Source organism: Streptococcus sp. sy004 (genome assembly GCF_007859205.1).
In the GTDB taxonomy this organism is placed as follows: domain Bacteria; phylum Bacillota; class Bacilli; order Lactobacillales; family Streptococcaceae; genus Streptococcus.
On record NZ_VOHP01000003.1, the window covers coordinates 97,939 to 116,295 of the forward strand.

The 18,357-nt window shown below is 38.3% G+C and carries 18 protein-coding genes, 1 tRNA gene and 1 other RNA gene; 4 read left to right on the forward strand and 16 right to left on the reverse strand.

Features of this window, described 5'->3' with window-relative positions:
- Positions 1–336: a MazG nucleotide pyrophosphohydrolase domain-containing protein gene (locus FRX54_RS04120; RefSeq protein ID WP_146461355.1), complete on the reverse strand. Its 336-nt coding sequence runs from the start codon at positions 334–336 to the stop codon at positions 1–3.
- A gap of 65 nt (positions 337–401) precedes the next feature.
- Between FRX54_RS04120 and FRX54_RS04125 the strand changes: the two genes are divergently transcribed.
- From FRX54_RS04125 to FRX54_RS04135, 3 genes are all read left to right on the forward strand, one after another.
- The gene (locus FRX54_RS04125) at positions 402–1,694 is read left to right on the forward strand and encodes a replication-associated recombination protein A (protein WP_146461357.1); all 1,293 of its coding nucleotides are present in this window, start codon (positions 402–404) and stop codon (positions 1,692–1,694) included.
- 48 nt (positions 1,695–1,742) lie between these two features.
- A non-coding RNA gene (gene ssrS / locus FRX54_RS04130) (6S RNA) lies at positions 1,743–1,933 on the forward strand.
- Positions 1,933–2,005: transfer RNA gene (locus FRX54_RS04135), tRNA-Lys, on the forward strand. Before ssrS ends, FRX54_RS04135 begins: the two co-directional genes overlap by 1 nt.
- A 112-nt stretch (positions 2,006–2,117) precedes the next feature.
- Here FRX54_RS04135 and FRX54_RS04140 read toward each other — a convergent pair.
- The 13 genes from FRX54_RS04140 to FRX54_RS04200 all read right to left on the reverse strand — a co-directional run bounded on the left by FRX54_RS04140 (position 2,118) and on the right by FRX54_RS04200 (position 16,195).
- Positions 2,118–2,969, reverse strand: coding sequence for a DUF4097 family beta strand repeat-containing protein (locus FRX54_RS04140; RefSeq protein WP_146461359.1), 852 nt, complete (start codon positions 2,967–2,969; stop codon positions 2,118–2,120).
- 21 nt (positions 2,970–2,990) lie between these two features.
- The gene (locus tag FRX54_RS04145) at positions 2,991–3,602 is read right to left on the reverse strand and encodes a DUF1700 domain-containing protein (RefSeq protein ID WP_146461360.1); all 612 of its coding nucleotides are present in this window, start codon (positions 3,600–3,602) and stop codon (positions 2,991–2,993) included.
- Between the two features lie 67 nt (positions 3,603–3,669).
- Positions 3,670–3,990 carry a PadR family transcriptional regulator gene (locus tag FRX54_RS04150; protein ID WP_146461362.1) on the reverse strand — a complete coding sequence of 107 codons (321 nt, stop codon included), beginning with the start codon at positions 3,988–3,990 and terminating at the stop codon, positions 3,670–3,672.
- 157 nt (positions 3,991–4,147) lie between these two features.
- The gene (locus FRX54_RS04155; RefSeq protein ID WP_146461364.1) at positions 4,148–5,365 is read right to left on the reverse strand and encodes an MFS transporter; all 1,218 of its coding nucleotides are present in this window, start codon (positions 5,363–5,365) and stop codon (positions 4,148–4,150) included.
- 278 nt (positions 5,366–5,643) lie between these two features.
- Positions 5,644–6,255: a 30S ribosomal protein S4 gene (gene rpsD, locus FRX54_RS04160; RefSeq protein WP_146461366.1), complete on the reverse strand. Its 612-nt coding sequence runs from the start codon at positions 6,253–6,255 to the stop codon at positions 5,644–5,646.
- A gap of 191 nt (positions 6,256–6,446) precedes the next feature.
- Complete coding sequence (locus FRX54_RS04165; protein WP_146461367.1) at positions 6,447–6,728, reverse strand: Veg family protein; 282 nt, start codon at positions 6,726–6,728, stop codon at positions 6,447–6,449.
- Positions 6,729–6,737: 9 nt separating this feature from the next.
- The gene (dnaB, locus tag FRX54_RS04170) at positions 6,738–8,099 is read right to left on the reverse strand and encodes a replicative DNA helicase (RefSeq protein ID WP_146461369.1); all 1,362 of its coding nucleotides are present in this window, start codon (positions 8,097–8,099) and stop codon (positions 6,738–6,740) included.
- Positions 8,100–8,134: 35 nt separating this feature from the next.
- Positions 8,135–8,587: a 50S ribosomal protein L9 gene (rplI, locus tag FRX54_RS04175; protein ID WP_146461371.1), complete on the reverse strand. Its 453-nt coding sequence runs from the start codon at positions 8,585–8,587 to the stop codon at positions 8,135–8,137.
- A gap of 1 nt (position 8,588) precedes the next feature.
- Positions 8,589–10,547: a DHH family phosphoesterase gene (locus tag FRX54_RS04180; RefSeq protein WP_146461373.1), complete on the reverse strand. Its 1,959-nt coding sequence runs from the start codon at positions 10,545–10,547 to the stop codon at positions 8,589–8,591.
- 61 nt (positions 10,548–10,608) lie between these two features.
- The gene (mnmG, locus tag FRX54_RS04185; RefSeq protein WP_146461375.1) at positions 10,609–12,504 is read right to left on the reverse strand and encodes a tRNA uridine-5-carboxymethylaminomethyl(34) synthesis enzyme MnmG; all 1,896 of its coding nucleotides are present in this window, start codon (positions 12,502–12,504) and stop codon (positions 10,609–10,611) included.
- Between the two features lie 102 nt (positions 12,505–12,606).
- Complete coding sequence (locus FRX54_RS04190; protein WP_146461377.1) at positions 12,607–13,062, reverse strand: NUDIX hydrolase; 456 nt, start codon at positions 13,060–13,062, stop codon at positions 12,607–12,609.
- A 188-nt stretch (positions 13,063–13,250) separates the two neighbouring features.
- A complete protein-coding gene (mnmA, locus tag FRX54_RS04195) occupies positions 13,251–14,372 on the reverse strand; it encodes a tRNA 2-thiouridine(34) synthase MnmA (RefSeq protein WP_146461378.1) in 1,122 nt (373 codons plus the stop codon).
- A gap of 119 nt (positions 14,373–14,491) precedes the next feature.
- Entirely contained in the window at positions 14,492–16,195 is a 1,704-nt protein-coding gene (locus FRX54_RS04200; RefSeq protein WP_261379629.1) for a hypothetical protein, read from the reverse strand.
- A 69-nt stretch (positions 16,196–16,264) separates the two neighbouring features.
- On the opposite strand from FRX54_RS04200, the gene FRX54_RS04205 reads away from it, so the two are divergent.
- On the forward strand, positions 16,265–16,873 hold the full coding sequence (locus FRX54_RS04205) for a histidine phosphatase family protein (protein WP_146461382.1): 609 nt from the start codon (positions 16,265–16,267) through the stop codon (positions 16,871–16,873).
- Between the two features lie 21 nt (positions 16,874–16,894).
- On the opposite strand, the gene FRX54_RS04210 is transcribed toward FRX54_RS04205, so the two are convergent.
- Both FRX54_RS04210 and FRX54_RS04215 read right to left on the reverse strand, forming a co-directional pair.
- Complete coding sequence (locus FRX54_RS04210) at positions 16,895–17,659, reverse strand: transglycosylase SLT domain-containing protein (RefSeq protein WP_398586794.1); 765 nt, start codon at positions 17,657–17,659, stop codon at positions 16,895–16,897.
- 134 nt (positions 17,660–17,793) lie between these two features.
- Positions 17,794–18,324: a LysM peptidoglycan-binding domain-containing protein gene (locus tag FRX54_RS04215; protein WP_146461384.1), complete on the reverse strand. Its 531-nt coding sequence runs from the start codon at positions 18,322–18,324 to the stop codon at positions 17,794–17,796.
- Positions 18,325–18,357 lie beyond the last annotated feature (33 nt).

The window sequence follows — 18,357 nt, forward strand, 5'->3', positions numbered from 1 at the left end:
TTATCTCCTTTGTTCCATAAATGTTTCTAGATTAGTTTGATGACCGTATTTGACCGATGCTTGCCTGTCTTTTTCTAAGATTGTCTTGGTCAGGTCTAATTGATTAACCGCAGCCAAAGCCAAGGTATAATGTAAAATATCTGCCAACTCTTCTGCCAAACGTTCAGATAAGTCTGTTTCAGCTACTATATCTTTGCGACCTGCACGCTGATTGAGTAGTTCTGCCACTTCGCCAATTTCTTCCACCAATTTCATAAAAAGAGCTTGCTCAGGCATTCCTACTCCATAGCGATGACGCAAATAATCTTCTAAAATCGCAACCGTCACTTGAGTCATCTTCTTTTCCCCACTATCTAAATATAGTATAATAATTATACCATAAAGCATTGGAAAGGATACTTATGATAGACAATCTCGCTCTTCGCATGCGACCCCAAACCATTGATCAGATTATCGGCCAAGAGCATTTGGTTGGCACAGGTAAAATTATCCGTCGAATGGTGGAAGCCAACCGTTTAACCTCTATGATTTTGTATGGGCCACCTGGCATTGGTAAGACGTCGATTGCCAGTGCTATCGCTGGCACAACCAAGTATGCCTTTCGTACTTTTAATGCTACGATTGATAGCAAAAAACGACTACAGGAAATTGCCGAAGAAGCCAAATTTTCAGGTGGTTTAGTGCTTCTACTTGATGAAATCCACCGTTTAGATAAAACCAAGCAAGATTTTCTGCTACCGCTCCTAGAGCAAGGAATAATGATTATGATTGGAGCAACAACAGAAAATCCTTTCTTCTCTGTCACCCCTGCCATTCGTAGCCGAGTACAGATTTTTGAGCTAGAACCCTTGACCACTGAACAAGTCAAACAGGCTATCCAGCTAGCATTAACTGATAAGGAAAGAGGTTTTCCTTTCCCAGTAAGACTTAATGAGGACGCCTTGGACTTCATCGCCATTTCCACCAATGGTGATTTGCGTTCAGCCTACAATTCACTTGATTTAGCCGTTTTATCTACCCCAGAAGAAAAAGACAGTAGTCGTCATATCACACTAGATATTATCCAAAATAGCCTGCAAAGGTCTTACATCACCATGGATAAAAATGGTGATGGGCATTACGATACCTTATCAGCCCTACAAAAATCAATTCGTGGTTCAGATGTCAATGCCAGCCTTCACTACGCTGCTCGCTTGATTGCAGCAGGAGATTTACCTAGTTTGGCTAGACGATTAACTGTGATTGCTTATGAAGATATTGGACTCGCTAACCCAGAAGCCCAAATTCATACCGTAACTGCCCTTGAGGCCGCTCAAAAGATCGGTTTTCCTGAAGCAAGGATATTGATTGCAAATGTGGTGATTGATTTAGCCCTATCTCCAAAATCCAACTCAGCCTATCTGGCTATGGATCAAGCTCTAGCTGATTTGAAAACGTATGGCAATCTTCCTATTCCTAGACACTTAAGAGATGGGCATTATGCTGGTATCCAAGAATTAGGCAATGCCCAAAACTATCTTTATCCCCACAACTATCCTGACAAATGGGTTAAACAAGATTACCTACCTAAGCAATTGACTAGGGCAAATTATTTTCAACCCAATCAAACAGGAAAGTATGAACGAACCTTAGCCATGACCAAAGAACGAATCGACCAACTCTTAAAAAATCATGAAAGCCCTCTCAAAAAATGACTGCTAGGACTTGAATTTTTTAATAAATGTGATATGATAAAGATATAAAAATTGCTGTGGTGTACGAATCCACACTAAGTGTTGACCGACTATTTTTTGTATTTTCGGGAGACAAAAGTCTTTTGGCAGTATGTAGGCCGTTGCACACGGAAACAACTAAGTCAAAGCGAGTCGCCCACCTGTTTACTTTGTACGGGTTCAATACAAATCGTGGATAACGGCACCAATACAGCATGTCGCCTCCTTAGCTCAGCTGGCAGAGCAGCGGACTCTTAATCCGTGGGTCGCAGGTTCGATCCCTGCAGGGGGCATGAAGAACCTCTAAAAAAGCCTGATTTGATAGGCTTTTTTATTTTTTTTGGTCAAAATTTGGTCAATTTTTATATGATTAAAACTCCACCTATTTATATAGGTGGAGTTATTTTATTCGAGTGTTAAATCGCCTTCTGTGACATTAAGCGTAAGCATTGCTGTTTGGTCATCCAAGGTCTTGGTGACTTGTTGGAAATCATCTTCTCCTTGTTGAGTGTTGGCACCATTCATAAGATCGGGAGCAACTTTTAAGGTGCCACCCATCACTGACACATCAAGTCCTAATTTGTTTCTACTATCTGAGGCTAACTGAAGATTGATACTATTGTCCTCATTAGTCAATTTAACATCTTCTTTTAGAGAAAGGCCACTAATGTCAACCTCCGTAGAAGAACCAGTAAGAGTAACCTTATCCAAGGTTAGATTATTAGCAGTCAAATCCCCTCCACTCAAGATGATGTTAGATTGAGCAAGATTGGTATTAGTAAATAGAACGGTACTTTCTACTACATCTAGTCTTAAATTATCCAATTGACTGTTTTGGAAAGACAGCTGCATACTTTCACCATCTCCACTTGTGATACGACCACCAGAAATTTGGCTTGATTGAACATTAACATTGCCTACTAAATCAACTTGATCAATGACTTGATTATTGATTTGAATTTCGCTTAGGACAACATCACCAACCAAACTAGTTAAACGTTTCCCCTTTGGAATAGATAGCACTACCGTCTGCTTCTCTGATTGTTTATCATTCAAAAAATATCCAACAGCAGTCAAGAAACCTGTAACTCTCGATTGATTACTTTCTTCACTAAGAGTTAATTTACCCTGATTATTTCTAACGTTTAGCTGACCTAGATAATTCTTATTATCATAGTAAGACAGGTGAACCTTGTCATCACTTGATTCTTCAATTTTCATACGACGTGTAAACAAGGTCAAATCCACATCAGTCACTTGATCGTAAGTCTCTGTTTGCTAAACAAAATCTCCTGAATACGTTTTAATATCATCAAGACCTCCATTAAGATAGCCAAGTCCTAAAAATCCTAGACCCAACATTGCACTAATACTGCCTGTTAGAAACAGTCTTTTTGCCATTTTTTCATGCTTTTTTCCCTCTTTTCTAATCCATTTCATCATCACAAGAACTACCCAAAGCAGCATTTTTCCTAATATCAAGATAAACCAAACACCAAACAGAAAAATTGCTAAACATACCAAGGCTAATCCTACTGACATACTCGCTGCTGCTAAAGATGTTTGAAACAACATATACGCTTCCCACAAACTAACTCCAAAGCCAAAAACAAGTGTCATCATAACAGCGAATCCAAACACAGTTATAGCCACCACAACACCAATTAGCAGAAGAAAGATTGGAATCGCAAAGGGACTAATTAGAATTGCTGAAATCAGAATTAAGATAAGTTTTTTATTGGATGATTGTTTATTCTCATCTAGCAAATGTTTATCTAAAATATTTTCAATAATATCTTGAGCTGCCTGCCTAGGACTACCTAACTCTACCATAATTTCAGCTTCTTTATCAGGCCCTGCCTCAGCAAAATATTCTTCAAAATAATCCATAGCCTCTTGATAATCTTCTTAAGGCAACTTCTTCAAATACTTACTTAACTTTCCCAAATACTCGGTCTTAGTCATCGTTCAATCTCCCTTCAATAATGTTATCCACCGTCATACGATAAGCCTGCCAAGCCAGCTTCAAAAATTCTAACTGCTGACGCCCTTGTTCTGTAATCGTATAATACTTTCGCTGTCGCCTCTGATATTCCTTACTATAGGTTTCCAAATAACCTGCCTTTTGTAATTTTTTCAAGATTGGATAAAGGGTTGACTCCTTGATACTTGCTAAAAACTTAACTGTTTGACTAATTTCATAACCATAGGAATCGTCACGATCAACAATCGCCAAGATTAAAAATTCAATCAAAACAGATGACGTTGGAAAGTACATCTTTTCCCTCCTTTTTTATTGTATATAATTTATATATATAAATATTTTATATATAGAGTATATAGCAAATTAATTGTCCTGTCAAGCCTAATATATAAATTTTTTATATATTTTTTGAAACAACAAAAAAACAGTCACTTAGACTGTTTTTTATCTGTTATTTTTTCTTATAAGTTTCTGGGAGTGTCATGATCATCAAAAGATAGACAACTGGTACTAGGAAGTAGAAGATGTTAGATGCCCAGTAACCCATGTTAGCATAAATCCAGCTCCAAATAAAATTCAAGATAGTGTAAAGACCATAAGTTACACCCCAGATAATACCAAACATCAAGGTTGCTTTTTGTGGGTTCATATTTGGCAACTCATGTGGAATATTGAGATAAACTGCATATTGGTAGAAAATCAAGAAACCACTCACAAAGAACAATAGATAAGCTAATAGCGATAATTTAAGGACAGCTACTGAAATAATACCGAGTGCCATTGACGCAATTGCAAGAATACCTAGCATTACCAAGTATGGTTTACGTTCGCGGTTTACAGGGCTCTTCAAACGAACCAAGGTTCCCATGATACCACCACCAGATACGGCAAGAACCATGTAACTAGCTTGGAAAATTTCTGGGAATTCTTTTGCCAATTGATTTGGAACAGTGTTTAGTGACATTACATAAAGGATAAGAAAGGCTGCAAATCCGACAGCAAAACGCCATACAAACGAATCTTTAAGAGCCATACCGTATGAGTAAGTTGCCACTTGATCGGTACTTTGACCTCCTGTTTCAAAATCTTCAGCACAAACCAACCAAACAACAAAAGTTACAATCGCAACTAATGCAACACCACTAAGGGTAATACGCCAATCCATACGCAAAGCATCTGCCCATAGAGCAAAAGCTACTGCGATTAAGAAAGCTCCAATATTGTAACTAGCAGTGATAAAAGATGAATAGAACAGTTTTTTATCTTGAGAAACAAAGCGAACAACGACTGGGTTCATATAAACCATGATCATTGAACCACCAAGTGCCATAATCATACGAGCCACAATATAGAACCAATAATTAGGCATCCAAGCTGCCACCATGGCAAAACAGAGAAGAGCAATGGCTACTTGTGCCGCTTTTTTAATACCTAATTTAACCAAAACAGCCGCTGCTAAGAAATTGGCAATAACACGAGCAATAGTAATCGTGTAATTAACCATCTCAGAGATAGTTGGGTCAACCCCTTTATCTCCAAAAAACGTTGCGACTACTTGGGGACCTAAACTAGATCCGCCGACCCAGCTGGCTGCAAATGTGATATAAGCAATCAGCAAGGTATAAAACATGAGAATACCCTTTTTAGGGCTGATATCTTTAGTTGTCATAACAACCTCCTTATTTTGATAGCGTTTTCATATAATAATATATCAAGAAAGTAAGAGTTTTGTCAATGGGTACGCTCATTTATTTTCAAGTATATTTTTTCACAAAATAGACGACTTTTACATAAAGAAAAAATAAAAGAAAGCCTAAACTGTTCAAAAATACTATCAGCACTATCAATTTACTCCATCTTACCAGTCAATTGAACCAGAAGAAAGTATGGTTTTCAACAAAATAAAAAGTCCATAAGACATGGACTTTTTGAATATAATACTTAAAATTAAAGCATTTTGTTGTAGAATTCAACGACAAGAGCTTCGTTGATTTCTGGGTTGATCTCATCACGCTCTGGCAAGCGAGTCAATGAACCTTCTAATTTTTCAGCATCAAATGATACGAAAGCTGGACGACCAAGTGTTGCTTCAACCGCTTCAAGAATCGCTGGTACTTTAATTGATTTTTCACGAACTGAAATCACTTGACCAACTTCAACACGATATGATGGGATATCTACACGTTTACCATCAACCAAAATATGACCATGGTTAACGAATTGACGTGCTTGACGACGAGTTGTTGCAAGACCTAGACGGTAAACAACGTTGTCAAGACGACGCTCAAGAAGAAGCATGAAGTTGAAACCAAGTGTTCCACCTTTAACTTTTGAAGCTTGAACGAACAAGTTACGGAATTGTTTTTCGTTCATTCCGTAAGAGAAACGAAGTTTTTGTTTCTCAGCTAATTGCAAACCGTACTCAGAAAGTTTAGAACGGTTGTTTGGTCCATGTTGACCTGGCACATAGTTACGACGTGCCAATTCTTTACCTGTACCTGTAAGTGAAAGACCCAAGCGACGAGCTTGTTTCCATGATGGTCCTGTATAACGTGACATTGAAATGTCCTCCATAAAAAATTTATTATGGAAATAGTCTTAAAAGAATCCTGATTCGTGCAGTTAATCTTCGCCCAAACAGCAAAGGTTACTAATTTAACAACTAACTGTTGACGAGCTCCATATTCTTATTGCTGCTATTTCACATAAGATTCAGTATAACAAAAAAACTAGGACTTGTAAAGCCCTAGTTACTCTTTATCTAAATAACGAATCAAAGTTTTCTCAGTCAAAATATCCGAGTAAGTGTAAGATTCAACATAAGTATTTGCTGGAGTTCCTGGCATCGAAGCTGCGTCTGTGTATTCAACAATAAAGAGAGATTGATAGACTTCTGTCAAACGTCCAACTTTTGTTTTTTCACGTTTACGACCATGCTCTAAGGTCATTTCAACTAATTGCCCTTCATGGTTTTTAATATCTTCTTTGATTTTTTTCATCTTTGCCACATCAGCAAAAGCATCACTACTCATCTATTTCTCCTAACTTTCTTCAAAATGGGCAATGGTTGAGAATTTATTGTACTCTTTTTGGAACATCAATTTGACCGTTCCACGTGCCCCACTACGATTTTTTTCTAAAATAACTTCAATGGTATTGTCAGTCAAGGCCTGTTCATCTTCTTTATCGCCACGATCATAGTAATCTTCACGGTAAAGAAAGGCAACGATATCTGCATCTTGCTCGATAGACCCTGATTCACGAATATCAGATAGAATTGGACGCTTGTCTTGACGTTGTTCAACCCCACGAGAAAGCTGACTGAGCGCAATAACTGGCACTCGCAACTCTTTGGCCAAGATTTTGAGTTGGCGAGAAATCTCTGACACCTCTTGTTGACGATTTTCTGGTCTTGTTCCTGTGATTAACTGCAAATAATCAATGACGATAAGGCCCAAACCACCTTCAACTTCTTTATCTAGCTTACGACTTCTAGCTCTAATCTCTGTAATTTTAATCCCTGGTGTGTCATCGATAAAAATCGGTGCCTCTGCCAAAGTACCCTGAGCAATCGTCAAACTCTGCCACTCTTGATCGGTTAGTTTACCTGTCCGTAAATGGTGAGAATCTACCAGACCCTCAGCTGCCAACATCCGATCCACTAGACTTTCTGCTCCCATTTCCAGAGAGAAGATCGCCACTGCACGCCCTTGTTTTGTCCCAACATTTTGAGCAATATTAAGCACAAATGCTGTCTTTCCGACTGCTGGTCGAGCTGCCAAAATAACCAACTGATCAGGATGTAAACCTGTTGTCATGCGATCCAAGTCACGAAATCCTGTCGGCAAACCTGTCACATCTGACGTTTGACGTGAACGGATTTCTAAGTTTTCATAGTTGAGTTTAAGCACATCAGAAATCTTTTGAAAGCCATTGGCATGCGAACGCTCATTGATTTCCAGTAACTGCTTTTCTGCCTTAGCGATTAACTCATCTGAATCTTGAGTTCCCTCATAGGCCAAATTGACCGTTTCTGTCAATCTACTAATCAACTGACGAAGCTGTGCTTTTTCAGCAACTAAACGTGCATAATATTCCGCATTAGCACTGGTTGGTACACTATTGACCAACTCGGCTAGATAAGAAACACCACCCACATTAGCCAAATCTCCTTGTCGATCCAAGATATTTCGAATCGTTGTTGCATCAATTGCCTCATTACGGTCATTGAGAGTAACCATGGCTTGAAACACAACTCGATTGGCATACTTGTAAAAATCATCTGGGTCAAGATATTCACGGACAGTTACCAGCTTGTCTGGTGAGATAAAAATCGCTCCTAAGACAGACTGTTCTGCAACTAAATCTTGTGGTTGAAGCCGTAATTCTTGTACATCAGACATCTTTACCTCCTATCTTGACAAGGTTGTCAACTTATTTACGCTTGCTTGACACTTAGTTGAATTAAACCGTCCACTTCTTTATGTAGCTTAACTGGGACTTCAATTAAGCCCAAGGCACGCAATGGTTGCTCCAATTGGATGTGACGCTTGTCAACCTTAATGCCATGTTGCTTGTCTAATTCTTCAGCAATTTTCTTCGCTGTAATTGAGCCAAATGTGCGACCATCTGGACCAACTTTTTCGACAAATTTCACAACAAGATTTTCCTGAGCTAATTGCTCCTTAATAGCTTTAGCTTCAGCCAACTGTTCTGCCTGAGCTTTTGCCTCAGATTTTTGCTTACCACGTAATTCACCCAGGGCTTGGCTTGTTGCTTCTTTAGCCAAATTTTTCTTAATCAAGAAGTTTTGAGCGTACCCTGTAGGTACTTCTTTAACTTCACCTTTTTTTCCTTTACCCTTAACATCTTGTAAAAATAAAACTTTCATCTTAATTCTCCTTTGTATAACAATGTTTTCTAATAGTAGTAATCAATAAATTATAGGCTTGCGTGACAGTCATATCTTGTAACTGACAGGCTGCCAGATTGAAATGGCCACCGCCACCCATATCTTCCATAATACGTTGAACATTGACTTGATTGCGACTACGAGCAGAAATTGCCACTTGGTTGTCAACTGTTTTCACAACTGTAAAGCTGGCATCAATCCCTGACATGGTCAACAGCGTATCTGCTGCCTTACTAGCAATGACATTGGTATAAGTGGTATAGTCTGTACCATTTGCCACAATGATATTATCGTAGAGCCGCTCGCCTCTTAGAATCAACTTATTGACCAGACGATACTCATCAAAATCAGTAGCCGAAATCGCTTGAATGACACTATTATCACTTCCGATATTTCTCAAATAACTAGCGACATCAAAGGTTCGACTGGTCACACGATTAGAGAAATTCTTAGTATCAAGCATGATACCTGCCATTATCAAACTAGCTTTTACCTTACTCAAACGTTTTTTAGCCCCTTGAAATTGAATCAATTCAGTGACTAATTCACAAGCACTGCTTGCACCACTCTCAACAAAAGTCAAAATCGCATTTTTGGGGAAATCCTGATCACGACGATGATGGTCAATCACAATCACTTCTGTAAACTGATCGTAAAGCTCCCTTGACAAAGTCAAAGAAAGTTTTGAATGATCAACCATGATTAACAAGGACTGATCTGTAACTAGATCCATGGCTTCTTCAATCGTCAACATGGCTTGATAGTCTTCATTTTCTAATTGAGAGAGCGAACGTTTAATGTCCTCACTAAGGTAATTAGGATCATAAACGACATAGGCTTTATCTAACAGACTAGCAGCAAAATGCTGCATCCCAACTGAAGCACCCAAAGCATCTAAATCTAGTTTCTTATGACCAACCACAAAGACCTGATCTGCCATGCGAATCTTATCAGAAATCGCCGTCATCATTGCTCTGGTACGTGTTCGTGAACGCTTAATCGTTGACGCTGTTCCACCACCAAAATACATGACTTTTTGATGTTCAGCATTTTCTTTAACAACTGCCTGGTCGCCCCCACGCATCAGAGCCATATTTAAGTTCTGATTAGCTAGACTACCAATTTGATCATAGTCCCCTCTACCGTAGGAAGCACCAATACTCAATGTCAGAGATAGCTCTTTTTCTTTAGCGGCCTTACGAAACTCTTCCAAAATATCAAACTTATTCGCTATCAACTCTTGTAACATTTGATAATCGGTAAAAAAGAGAAAACGATCACTCGCCAAACGACGATAAAACATCTGCCGTTCTTGAACAAATTTGGCAATAAAATCAGCCACAAAACTATTGATTTGAGAAACCTGAGCATCTGACAAATCATCCGTTACTTCATCATAATTATCCACAGAAATCAACCCAATAACTGATTGAAAATCCAAGCGCTGACGAGCTTGTTCTGATACGGTGACATTGAAAAAATAGAGAATTTCTTTGTCCCAGTAAACCGTATAATCTTTCCCTGACAGACTAAAGGTTGAATTGCTAGGATGATTCAAGCTATTGATGACAAAGGTTTCCATAGCCAAAGTATCTACCTGACCAGAATCAGCGGTGAAGACCAATTCCGTATAAGGATTAAACCATGAAATTTCCTTACTTATTTCATCAAAACGAATCACCCCTACTGGCATCTGGTCCAAAAGTCGTTTAAGACTTTCTTCTGTTTGCTCATTCAAAAGGGAGATTTGTTCCAAATCAGTTAGACGATAGGATTGTTTTTGATAAAATAACAGACCAATCAAGAAACCAATAGCTAAAAAGATAGCTGTCAGTAAAACAATTTCTGATTGGGTTAGGCGAACACAAATGGCCAATAAGCCAAATAGGATACAACCAATCATCAGAAGTTGAAATTTTGTTAAACGAAATATTCTCATTTATAAACCTCTTAAATGGTTATTATACCATAAAAGATAGGAGAAAAAAAGCCTTGAAAATCTAGCCCTTACAACTGGCTTTTTTATTTCCTTCCAAATAGACCATAAGAATTGAAATGTCTGCTGGATTAACCCCTGAAATCCGACTAGCTTGACCAATCGTTTCAGGATTGATTTTCTTAAACTTCTGTCTAGCTTCTGTCGCAATCGAATCAATATCATCCCAATCAATCGTCGCTGGAATGCGTTTTTCTTCCATTCGCTTCATCTTCGCCACTTGATCCAATGCTTTGTTGATATAGCCTTCATACTTGATTTCAGTTTCTAAAAGCTCAATCACTTTACTATCCAAATCTTCTGCTGCAGGACCAACAAAATCAACCACTGTTTCATAGCTAATTTCTGGTCGGCGCATAAATTCTTTTGCTGTCATCGCATCGGTTAAAGGTTTAAATCCTAGAGCAGTCACTCGTTCATTGGTTTCTTTAACAGGCTTTAATTTGATACTATCCAAGCGTTTAAGTTCATTCTCAAATTGCGCTTTTTTAATCTCAAAGACTTGGTAACGTTCGTCATCGACCAAACCAACTTGACGTCCAATTTCAGTTAGACGCATGTCGGCATTATCATGACGTAAAATCAAACGATACTCTGCTCGACTGGTCAACAAACGATAGGGTTCCAAGGTTCCCTTGGTCACCAAATCATCAATCATCACCCCGATGTAAGCATCACTACGTTTCAAAATCAACTCTGGCTTACCTTGGACTTTCAGAGCTGCATTGATACCGGCAATCAAGCCTTGACCTGCTGCTTCTTCATAACCTGATGTCCCATTAGTCTGACCAGCTGTAAATAAACCTGAAATCAGTTTGGTTTCTAAGGTCGCTCGCAATTGATGAGGCAAGACAATATCATACTCAATCGCATAACCAGTTCGCATCATCTCGGCATTCTCTAATCCTTTAATAGAATGGAGCAAGTCACGTTGAACATCTTCTGGCAAACTGGTTGACAAGCCTTGAACATAAACTTCTTCTGTATTACGACCTTCTGGCTCCAAAAAGAGTTGATGACGCTCTTTATCTGCAAAACGGACAATCTTATCTTCAATTGACGGACAATAACGTGGCCCAACACCTTGAACAATCCCTGAAAACATCGGAGCACGATGCAGGTTAGCATTGATAATGGCATGGCTATCAGCATTGGTATAGGTCAACCAACAAGGGATTTGATCTTGTAAATAGTCTTGGTCTTTAGACAAAAATGAGAAGTGATTAGGTTTTTCATCTCCAGGTTGAATCTCAGTCACCTCATAATTGATTGACGACGCCTTAACACGTGGAGGAGTTCCTGTCTTAAAACGTCCAATTTCCAAACCTAAATTTTTCAAATTATCTGCCAAGGTCACAGAAGCTAGACTATTATTTGGCCCTGACGAATATTTCAAATCTCCAATGATAATCTCGCCACGCAAAGCCGTACCAGTTGTCACAACAACCGTCTTAGCACCATAAGATTGACCAGTTGCCGTAACCACACCCACAACCTGACCATCTTCTACTAAAATATCATCAATCATGGTCTGACGTAGGGTTAGGTTTTCTTGATTTTCAACCGTTTTTTTCATCTCATTGGCATAAAGTACTTTATCTGCTTGAGCACGAAGTGCACGAACGGCAGGACCTTTACCTGTATTTAGCATCTTCATTTGAATATAAGTCTTGTCAATATTCTTACCCATTTCTCCACCAAGAGCATCAATCTCACGTACCACAATTCCCTTGGCTGATCCACCGATAGACGGATTACACGGCATAAAAGCCAACATATCTAGGTTAATGGTCGCAAGTAAGGTTTGACAGCCCATACGAGCCGCTGCCAAGCTGGCTTCTACCCCAGCATGACCTGCACCAATCACAATCACATCATAGTTTTCAATAAATTGAGTCATGTCTTCTCTTTTCTAAAATTTCTTGTAACTACTACAATTACTGCGCGCTGCAATGTCTAAAACAGCTTGAAAAAATGATAACATCTTCCTTAATAAACAGCTTTATTGAGACTCATTATCAATAATCTGTTTAACTTGTCCTTGCCAATTTACTAATTCTTTTTTCAAAAATTTAGGACTAAGATCAAGTTTCTCCAAGTCTGAGAAATCTACCCATTCACACTGGCGAATGGATTGCCCTTCTTTCATATAAAGACTTGGTTCAGACAAGGGGGTAAGCAAATAATGAAATTCAATTTGATGATAAGCTTGACTGCCTAGCTCAAATTGATTTTCTACAACAAAAGCCAATGGACCAACTTCTACTTCAATTCCAATTTCTTCTCGAATTTCTCGTCGAATAGCAGCCTCTGTTGTTTCACCAACTTGAATAGCACCTCCTAAGGTACAATACTTGCCCTCAGGTGACTTGACAAGTAAGAGCTTTTCATCTTTGACTAACAACCCTGTCGCACGCACACCAAATGACTGCTTGTCCACTACTGTACGAAAATCCATCTACTCTCCTTTTATTGCAAAAAATGGCCAAATCCCTTGAAAACTGTACATCAAAAACGTCCAATTCCCATGAGCTTTGACCATCATCGTTATTGTTAAATTTAGTTTAGCAGATTTTATCCTATTAGACAATGGTCAAGACTAGCTAATCACATTTTCTATGAAATCAAAATTGACAAGCTTGTCAACTAAATATATTGACACACCTTGCCATCTTTGAAAGCCAGATCAATAATGCCACCACCTAGACATTCCTGACCGTCATAGAACACAACAGCCTGACCTGGTGTAATTGCACGTTGTGGTTCCGCAAAAATCACTTCTGCCTTATCTCCTGTAACCTTGACAGTCACTTGACTATCTGGTTGACGATAGCGGAATTTGGCTGTGCATTCAAGCGTGAATTCTTCAGGCATATCTCGTGTAAAGTGAATTTGACTAGCTGTCAAGATAGTTGACATGAGTGATTCATGATAGAAACCTTGTCCAACATAGAGAATATTTTGTGATAAATCTTTACCAACAACAAACCAAGGTTGATTGTCGCCACCATGTTGACCACCGATACCAAGACCACCACGTTGACCGATAGTATAATACATCAGACCAGCATGTTCGCCCATATCACGACCATCAACTGTCATCATACGACCTTTTTGAGCAGGTAGGTAGTTACTTAAAAACTCCTTGAAATTTTTCTCACCGATAAAGCAAATGCCTGTCGAATCTTTTTTCTTGGCTGTTGCTAATTCTGCTTTTTCAGCCAAGGCACGCACTTCTGACTTTTGTAAATGCCCTAGTGGAAACATGGTCTTTTGTAGCTGTTCTTGTGATAATTGACTTAAAAAGTAGGTTTGATCCTTACCATTATCAGCCCCTCGTAGCATACGAACAAGACCGTCTTCATCTCGAACAACTTGAGCATAATGCCCAGTCGCTACATAATCAGCTCCTAAAGAAAGAGCATAGTCTAAAAAGGCTTTGAATTTGATTTCCTTATTACACATGACATCAGGATTTGGCGTGCGGCCAGCTCGATATTCTGCTAAAAAGTATTCAAAAACACGATCCCAGTATTCCTTTTCAAAATTGACAGAATAATAGGGAATGCCAATCTGGTCGGCAACAGCAGCGACATCCTTGTAGTCCTCTGTGGCAGTACAGACTCCAAACTCATCTGTGTCATCCCAATTTTTCATAAAGACACCAATGACATCATAGCCTTGTTCTTTTAAAAGCAAGGCTGTGACCGAGGAATCAACCCCACCACTCATGCCAACAACAACACGAATTTTTGAGTTATCACTCATCTTTTTCTCCCATCTTTTCGTTGAAAAAACGATTTGAAGGTCGTCTTTCATATAGTAAGAGGAGCAAACACTGTCGTTCATGATAACGAGCTGGTTTACTCCATTTCTTATTATATCAGTTACCCCTTAGAAGTCAATTTTATGAACGGAAAATAAAGGAAAACTAAAGTCATTAGCCAAATCCCAATCGTCAGCCATAAACTAATAGTAAATAGCTTTGGTTCTTGATAAGTAACCATCAGTTGATTTAGACCTTTTTTCGCCTGTACCGTCACTGCCCCCAATTCAGATAGTTGATAATCTCCTTTACTCAACTCTTTACCATTGAGAAATAACTTAGTTCTTTCATATTTAACCACTGGTAAAGCTTCTAACTGATCTTGACGAGATGACCAAGTTAATGTCAACTGATTATTCACCAAGGTTTTCTCAATACTAACATTTGGCAAAATCAGTTGATGAGCGTATAAAACATAGGTGTTTTTTCCTGTCAAATCATCATAAATTGGTAAATAGTCAGGCGTCGCCTTTTGAACAGCTTGCAATAGTTTTGATTTATCAGAATCAAACAAGCTAGAACGTGTAGCTTGGTAATCTTCAAACAGGTAAACATGTTTGCTATTTTTGAGAATATACTGCCCTTTATCAGCACTGGCAACTTTCTTTAAGGCAAACTGGCTCACTTGAAGCATCGAAAAAACAAGTCCTATTGACAAAGCCAGTGTCAACAACTTCGTTGACTTTGTCAAGTTGTTTAACAATCGACCAATCAAAAGTAATAATAACACTGTTGCTGGGATAAAAAAGCGGAATGGAAATTGAATCAATTCAGCAAACTTGACACCCCTGTCAAGTAAATATTGCCAAGGGAAAAAGCTAGTTGACAGTAATAAGAAACCAAGATAGGTTACAAAAGCCACCTTTTCCCAACCAGTAGTTTTTCGCCAATAAAGGAGGGTTAAGAAAATATGAATGATGAATAAAACTAGTAAAAAAATAGGACGATTTAGCCAGTAAGTCGCTGTTCCATCAATCGTATTTTGTTGCATTAAAGGATTGATAAACGGGTCCAACAGTTTATTATCTTGTCTTAAAAAAATCAAGGCTGCCCAGATATTGAGCGTTAAAAAAATAGCTAAAACAACTGCCAAAAACGTCTGCCAAATCAAACCTAGTTTGTCTGACGACTTGACAAAGGAGTAAAGGTAAAAGGGAATATAGATTAAAACTAAAAACAAGGCACTGAGAACATGAACTTGTAGCATCAGGGCTACGGCAAGAGCCATACGCACACTATTGACTTTCTGTTCAAAAATCAACTGGATGATAGGAATTAAACAATAGGGCATCAATGCCGCTCCCCAACTTGAAAATCCTTGACGAATAGACCAGTATTGAACAGAAAAGGTTGTTAGGTAAAAAATAGCTAAACTTAGGGAGATTGGCAAGCGAATTTTTGCTGCTCGTAATAGGGAAAACATGGATAAGCCAGCAAAAAGATGAAGCACAAAACGAGATAGTAGCTGATAGCCAAACCAATTTTTACTGATTAGAACCAATAGACCTTGAAAATAAGCAAAGAAAGGGCCGTAAAGGGCATTGACAATCCGTCCTGATTGCTGAAAGCCATAAATGGAAATAAAATAACTAATATTACCATTTTTAATCTGCATTGCCGCATCATAAAAACGATTATAATGAAAAATAGAATCTGAACCTAAAATCACATCTTGCCCAAGCCACTGGGGTAAAATCAATCCCAAACTGACTAAACCAATCAGAGCAAGAGGTAGATATTTTTGCAATTTCTCTTGTGTAAACATAGTTTTTATTATAGCATACTGGACTTATTTTGACTTAAATGTGCTAAAATAAATCAAGGAGGTTATCTAATGAACCAAACAATCTATCTAGTTAGACATGCACAACCTGATTTTACCAATAAAGATGACAGTCGCTCTTTAAGTCAAAAAGGTTTACAAGATTGTCAACTAATTGATAAGTTTTTCTACCACCATAAAATTGATCTCATCCTATCCAGTCCTTATAAACGTGCTTACGATACCATTCTTAGCCTTGCTAAACAAAAACGTCTAGAGATTATTTGTAATGAACGTTTTCGTGAACGTAAAATTACAGATCATTGGATTGAAGATTTTGATGACTTTTCTCAAAAACAATGGCAAGATTTTTCCTATCGTTATTCTGACGGCGAATCACTCGCACAAGTACAAAAACGTATTCTAGCTGGCTTGACAGAAACTTTACATCATTCCAATGCTAAAACAATTGTTATCGGCTCACATGGAACAGCAATTTCGACAGTTATAAAACATTATCATCCTAGATTTGATTATCTGCATTTTCAAGACATTAAAAATCTTATGCCCTTTATCTTAAAAATCAAGTTTGAAGACAAGCTTGCGTCAAACCTTATCCTTTACATCCTTTTTACAGGGGAGGAAATCAGCTATCCAATTAAAAATCAACAAAAAACCTAGCTTAATTGCTAGGTTCTTATTTTATTGCATACCCCAAGCTGCTAAGCCTTGAGCATTATAGGCATTGATTGCTGCGTTAATCTGATCTTGGACAGTTGCTGTCGAACCCCAACCTGGAATTGTTTGGAAAAGACCTGACGCTCCTGACGGATTATAGGCATTAGGGTCACCATTTGACTCACGCGCGATGATATATTCCCAAGTTGCTTGAGAAACACCTGTCGCCGCAGCCATTTGAGCGGCAGCTTCACTACCGACAGCACCTGCCGTATTACCATTAGCTAAAGCAGCATAACTACTGTTAGTATTATTATAAGCTGGTGCAGTCGCCTCATAGGCCACTTGTTCTCCAGTATAATAAGCCGTTGAATAATCTACATATTCAGCTGGAACTGTTTCTTCTACTGCCACTGTTCCTGCATCAGCCAAAACTTGAGATGAGGCTTGATCAACTGAAGTTGACTCTGCCATTACTGAACTAGACTCCGTGACGCTAGATTCTGATAAATCTTCCACATTAGAAGAACTTGAAGTTGATTCACTTTGATTTTCTTCTGAAGACGATGATGTGTCTTTTTTTGTTGACATCAAATCAACTTTAATTGATGAACTACTTGCTGATGACGTTTGACTTGATGATGTTGTTGTTTTTTCAGCCATAGACGAAGCTGTCAACACTTGTTTACCAGTCAAAATCAAAATAGTGGTAACTAAGAGGGCTAAAATTCCTAAAACCGCCTGCTTAGCAACACCAAGTTTTCTTGGTTTCTTGCTACGATATGACATAACTATGTACCTTCTCTTTCATTAACTGCTCTTATCTTACCGATAAAATATTACTTTTTGATAGATATTTCATTAAAAATATTACAAGAATATGTTAATTTAAGGTAAAATCGTCAAAATTGAGCTATTTTTGACTAATACCACCCATTAGCCAACCAAAATTCTTTAGCTGCTGACCAAGAACCATAACGTTGCGTCACATAATTATCAGCCACACGTTCTTGATTTTCAGGCGACAAGTCACCATTTAGATAAGACAAGGTAAGTTGGTAACGCCCATAATATTGACCATTTTGAGCAGTGTAACTACCACTTGACTCTTTTTGGGCAATCCATTCCTTTGCCGTCAAATCTGCTTCACTCAAAGTTGATGTCGAACTTGTTGTTGCAGTATCATTTTGAGCAACATCTGCAACTGCCGTTGATGATTGAGTGTTGTCACGTTTAATCGTTAATTCTTGACCAACTGTCAAAACATTAGGATTACTTAGTTGATTTAAGGACAGCAAATTATCTAAGGTTGTTTGAAAATCAACAGCAAGACCAGACAAAGTATCACCAGATTTAACCGTATAAGTATCTGCACTAACCAGAGTTGGCACACTCAAACTAGCTAAAAGAACAAGACCTGCTACTTTATGTTTTAATCGTTTAGTTTTTGTCATTTGTTTATTTACTCGCTTTCTTTTTCTTGACAC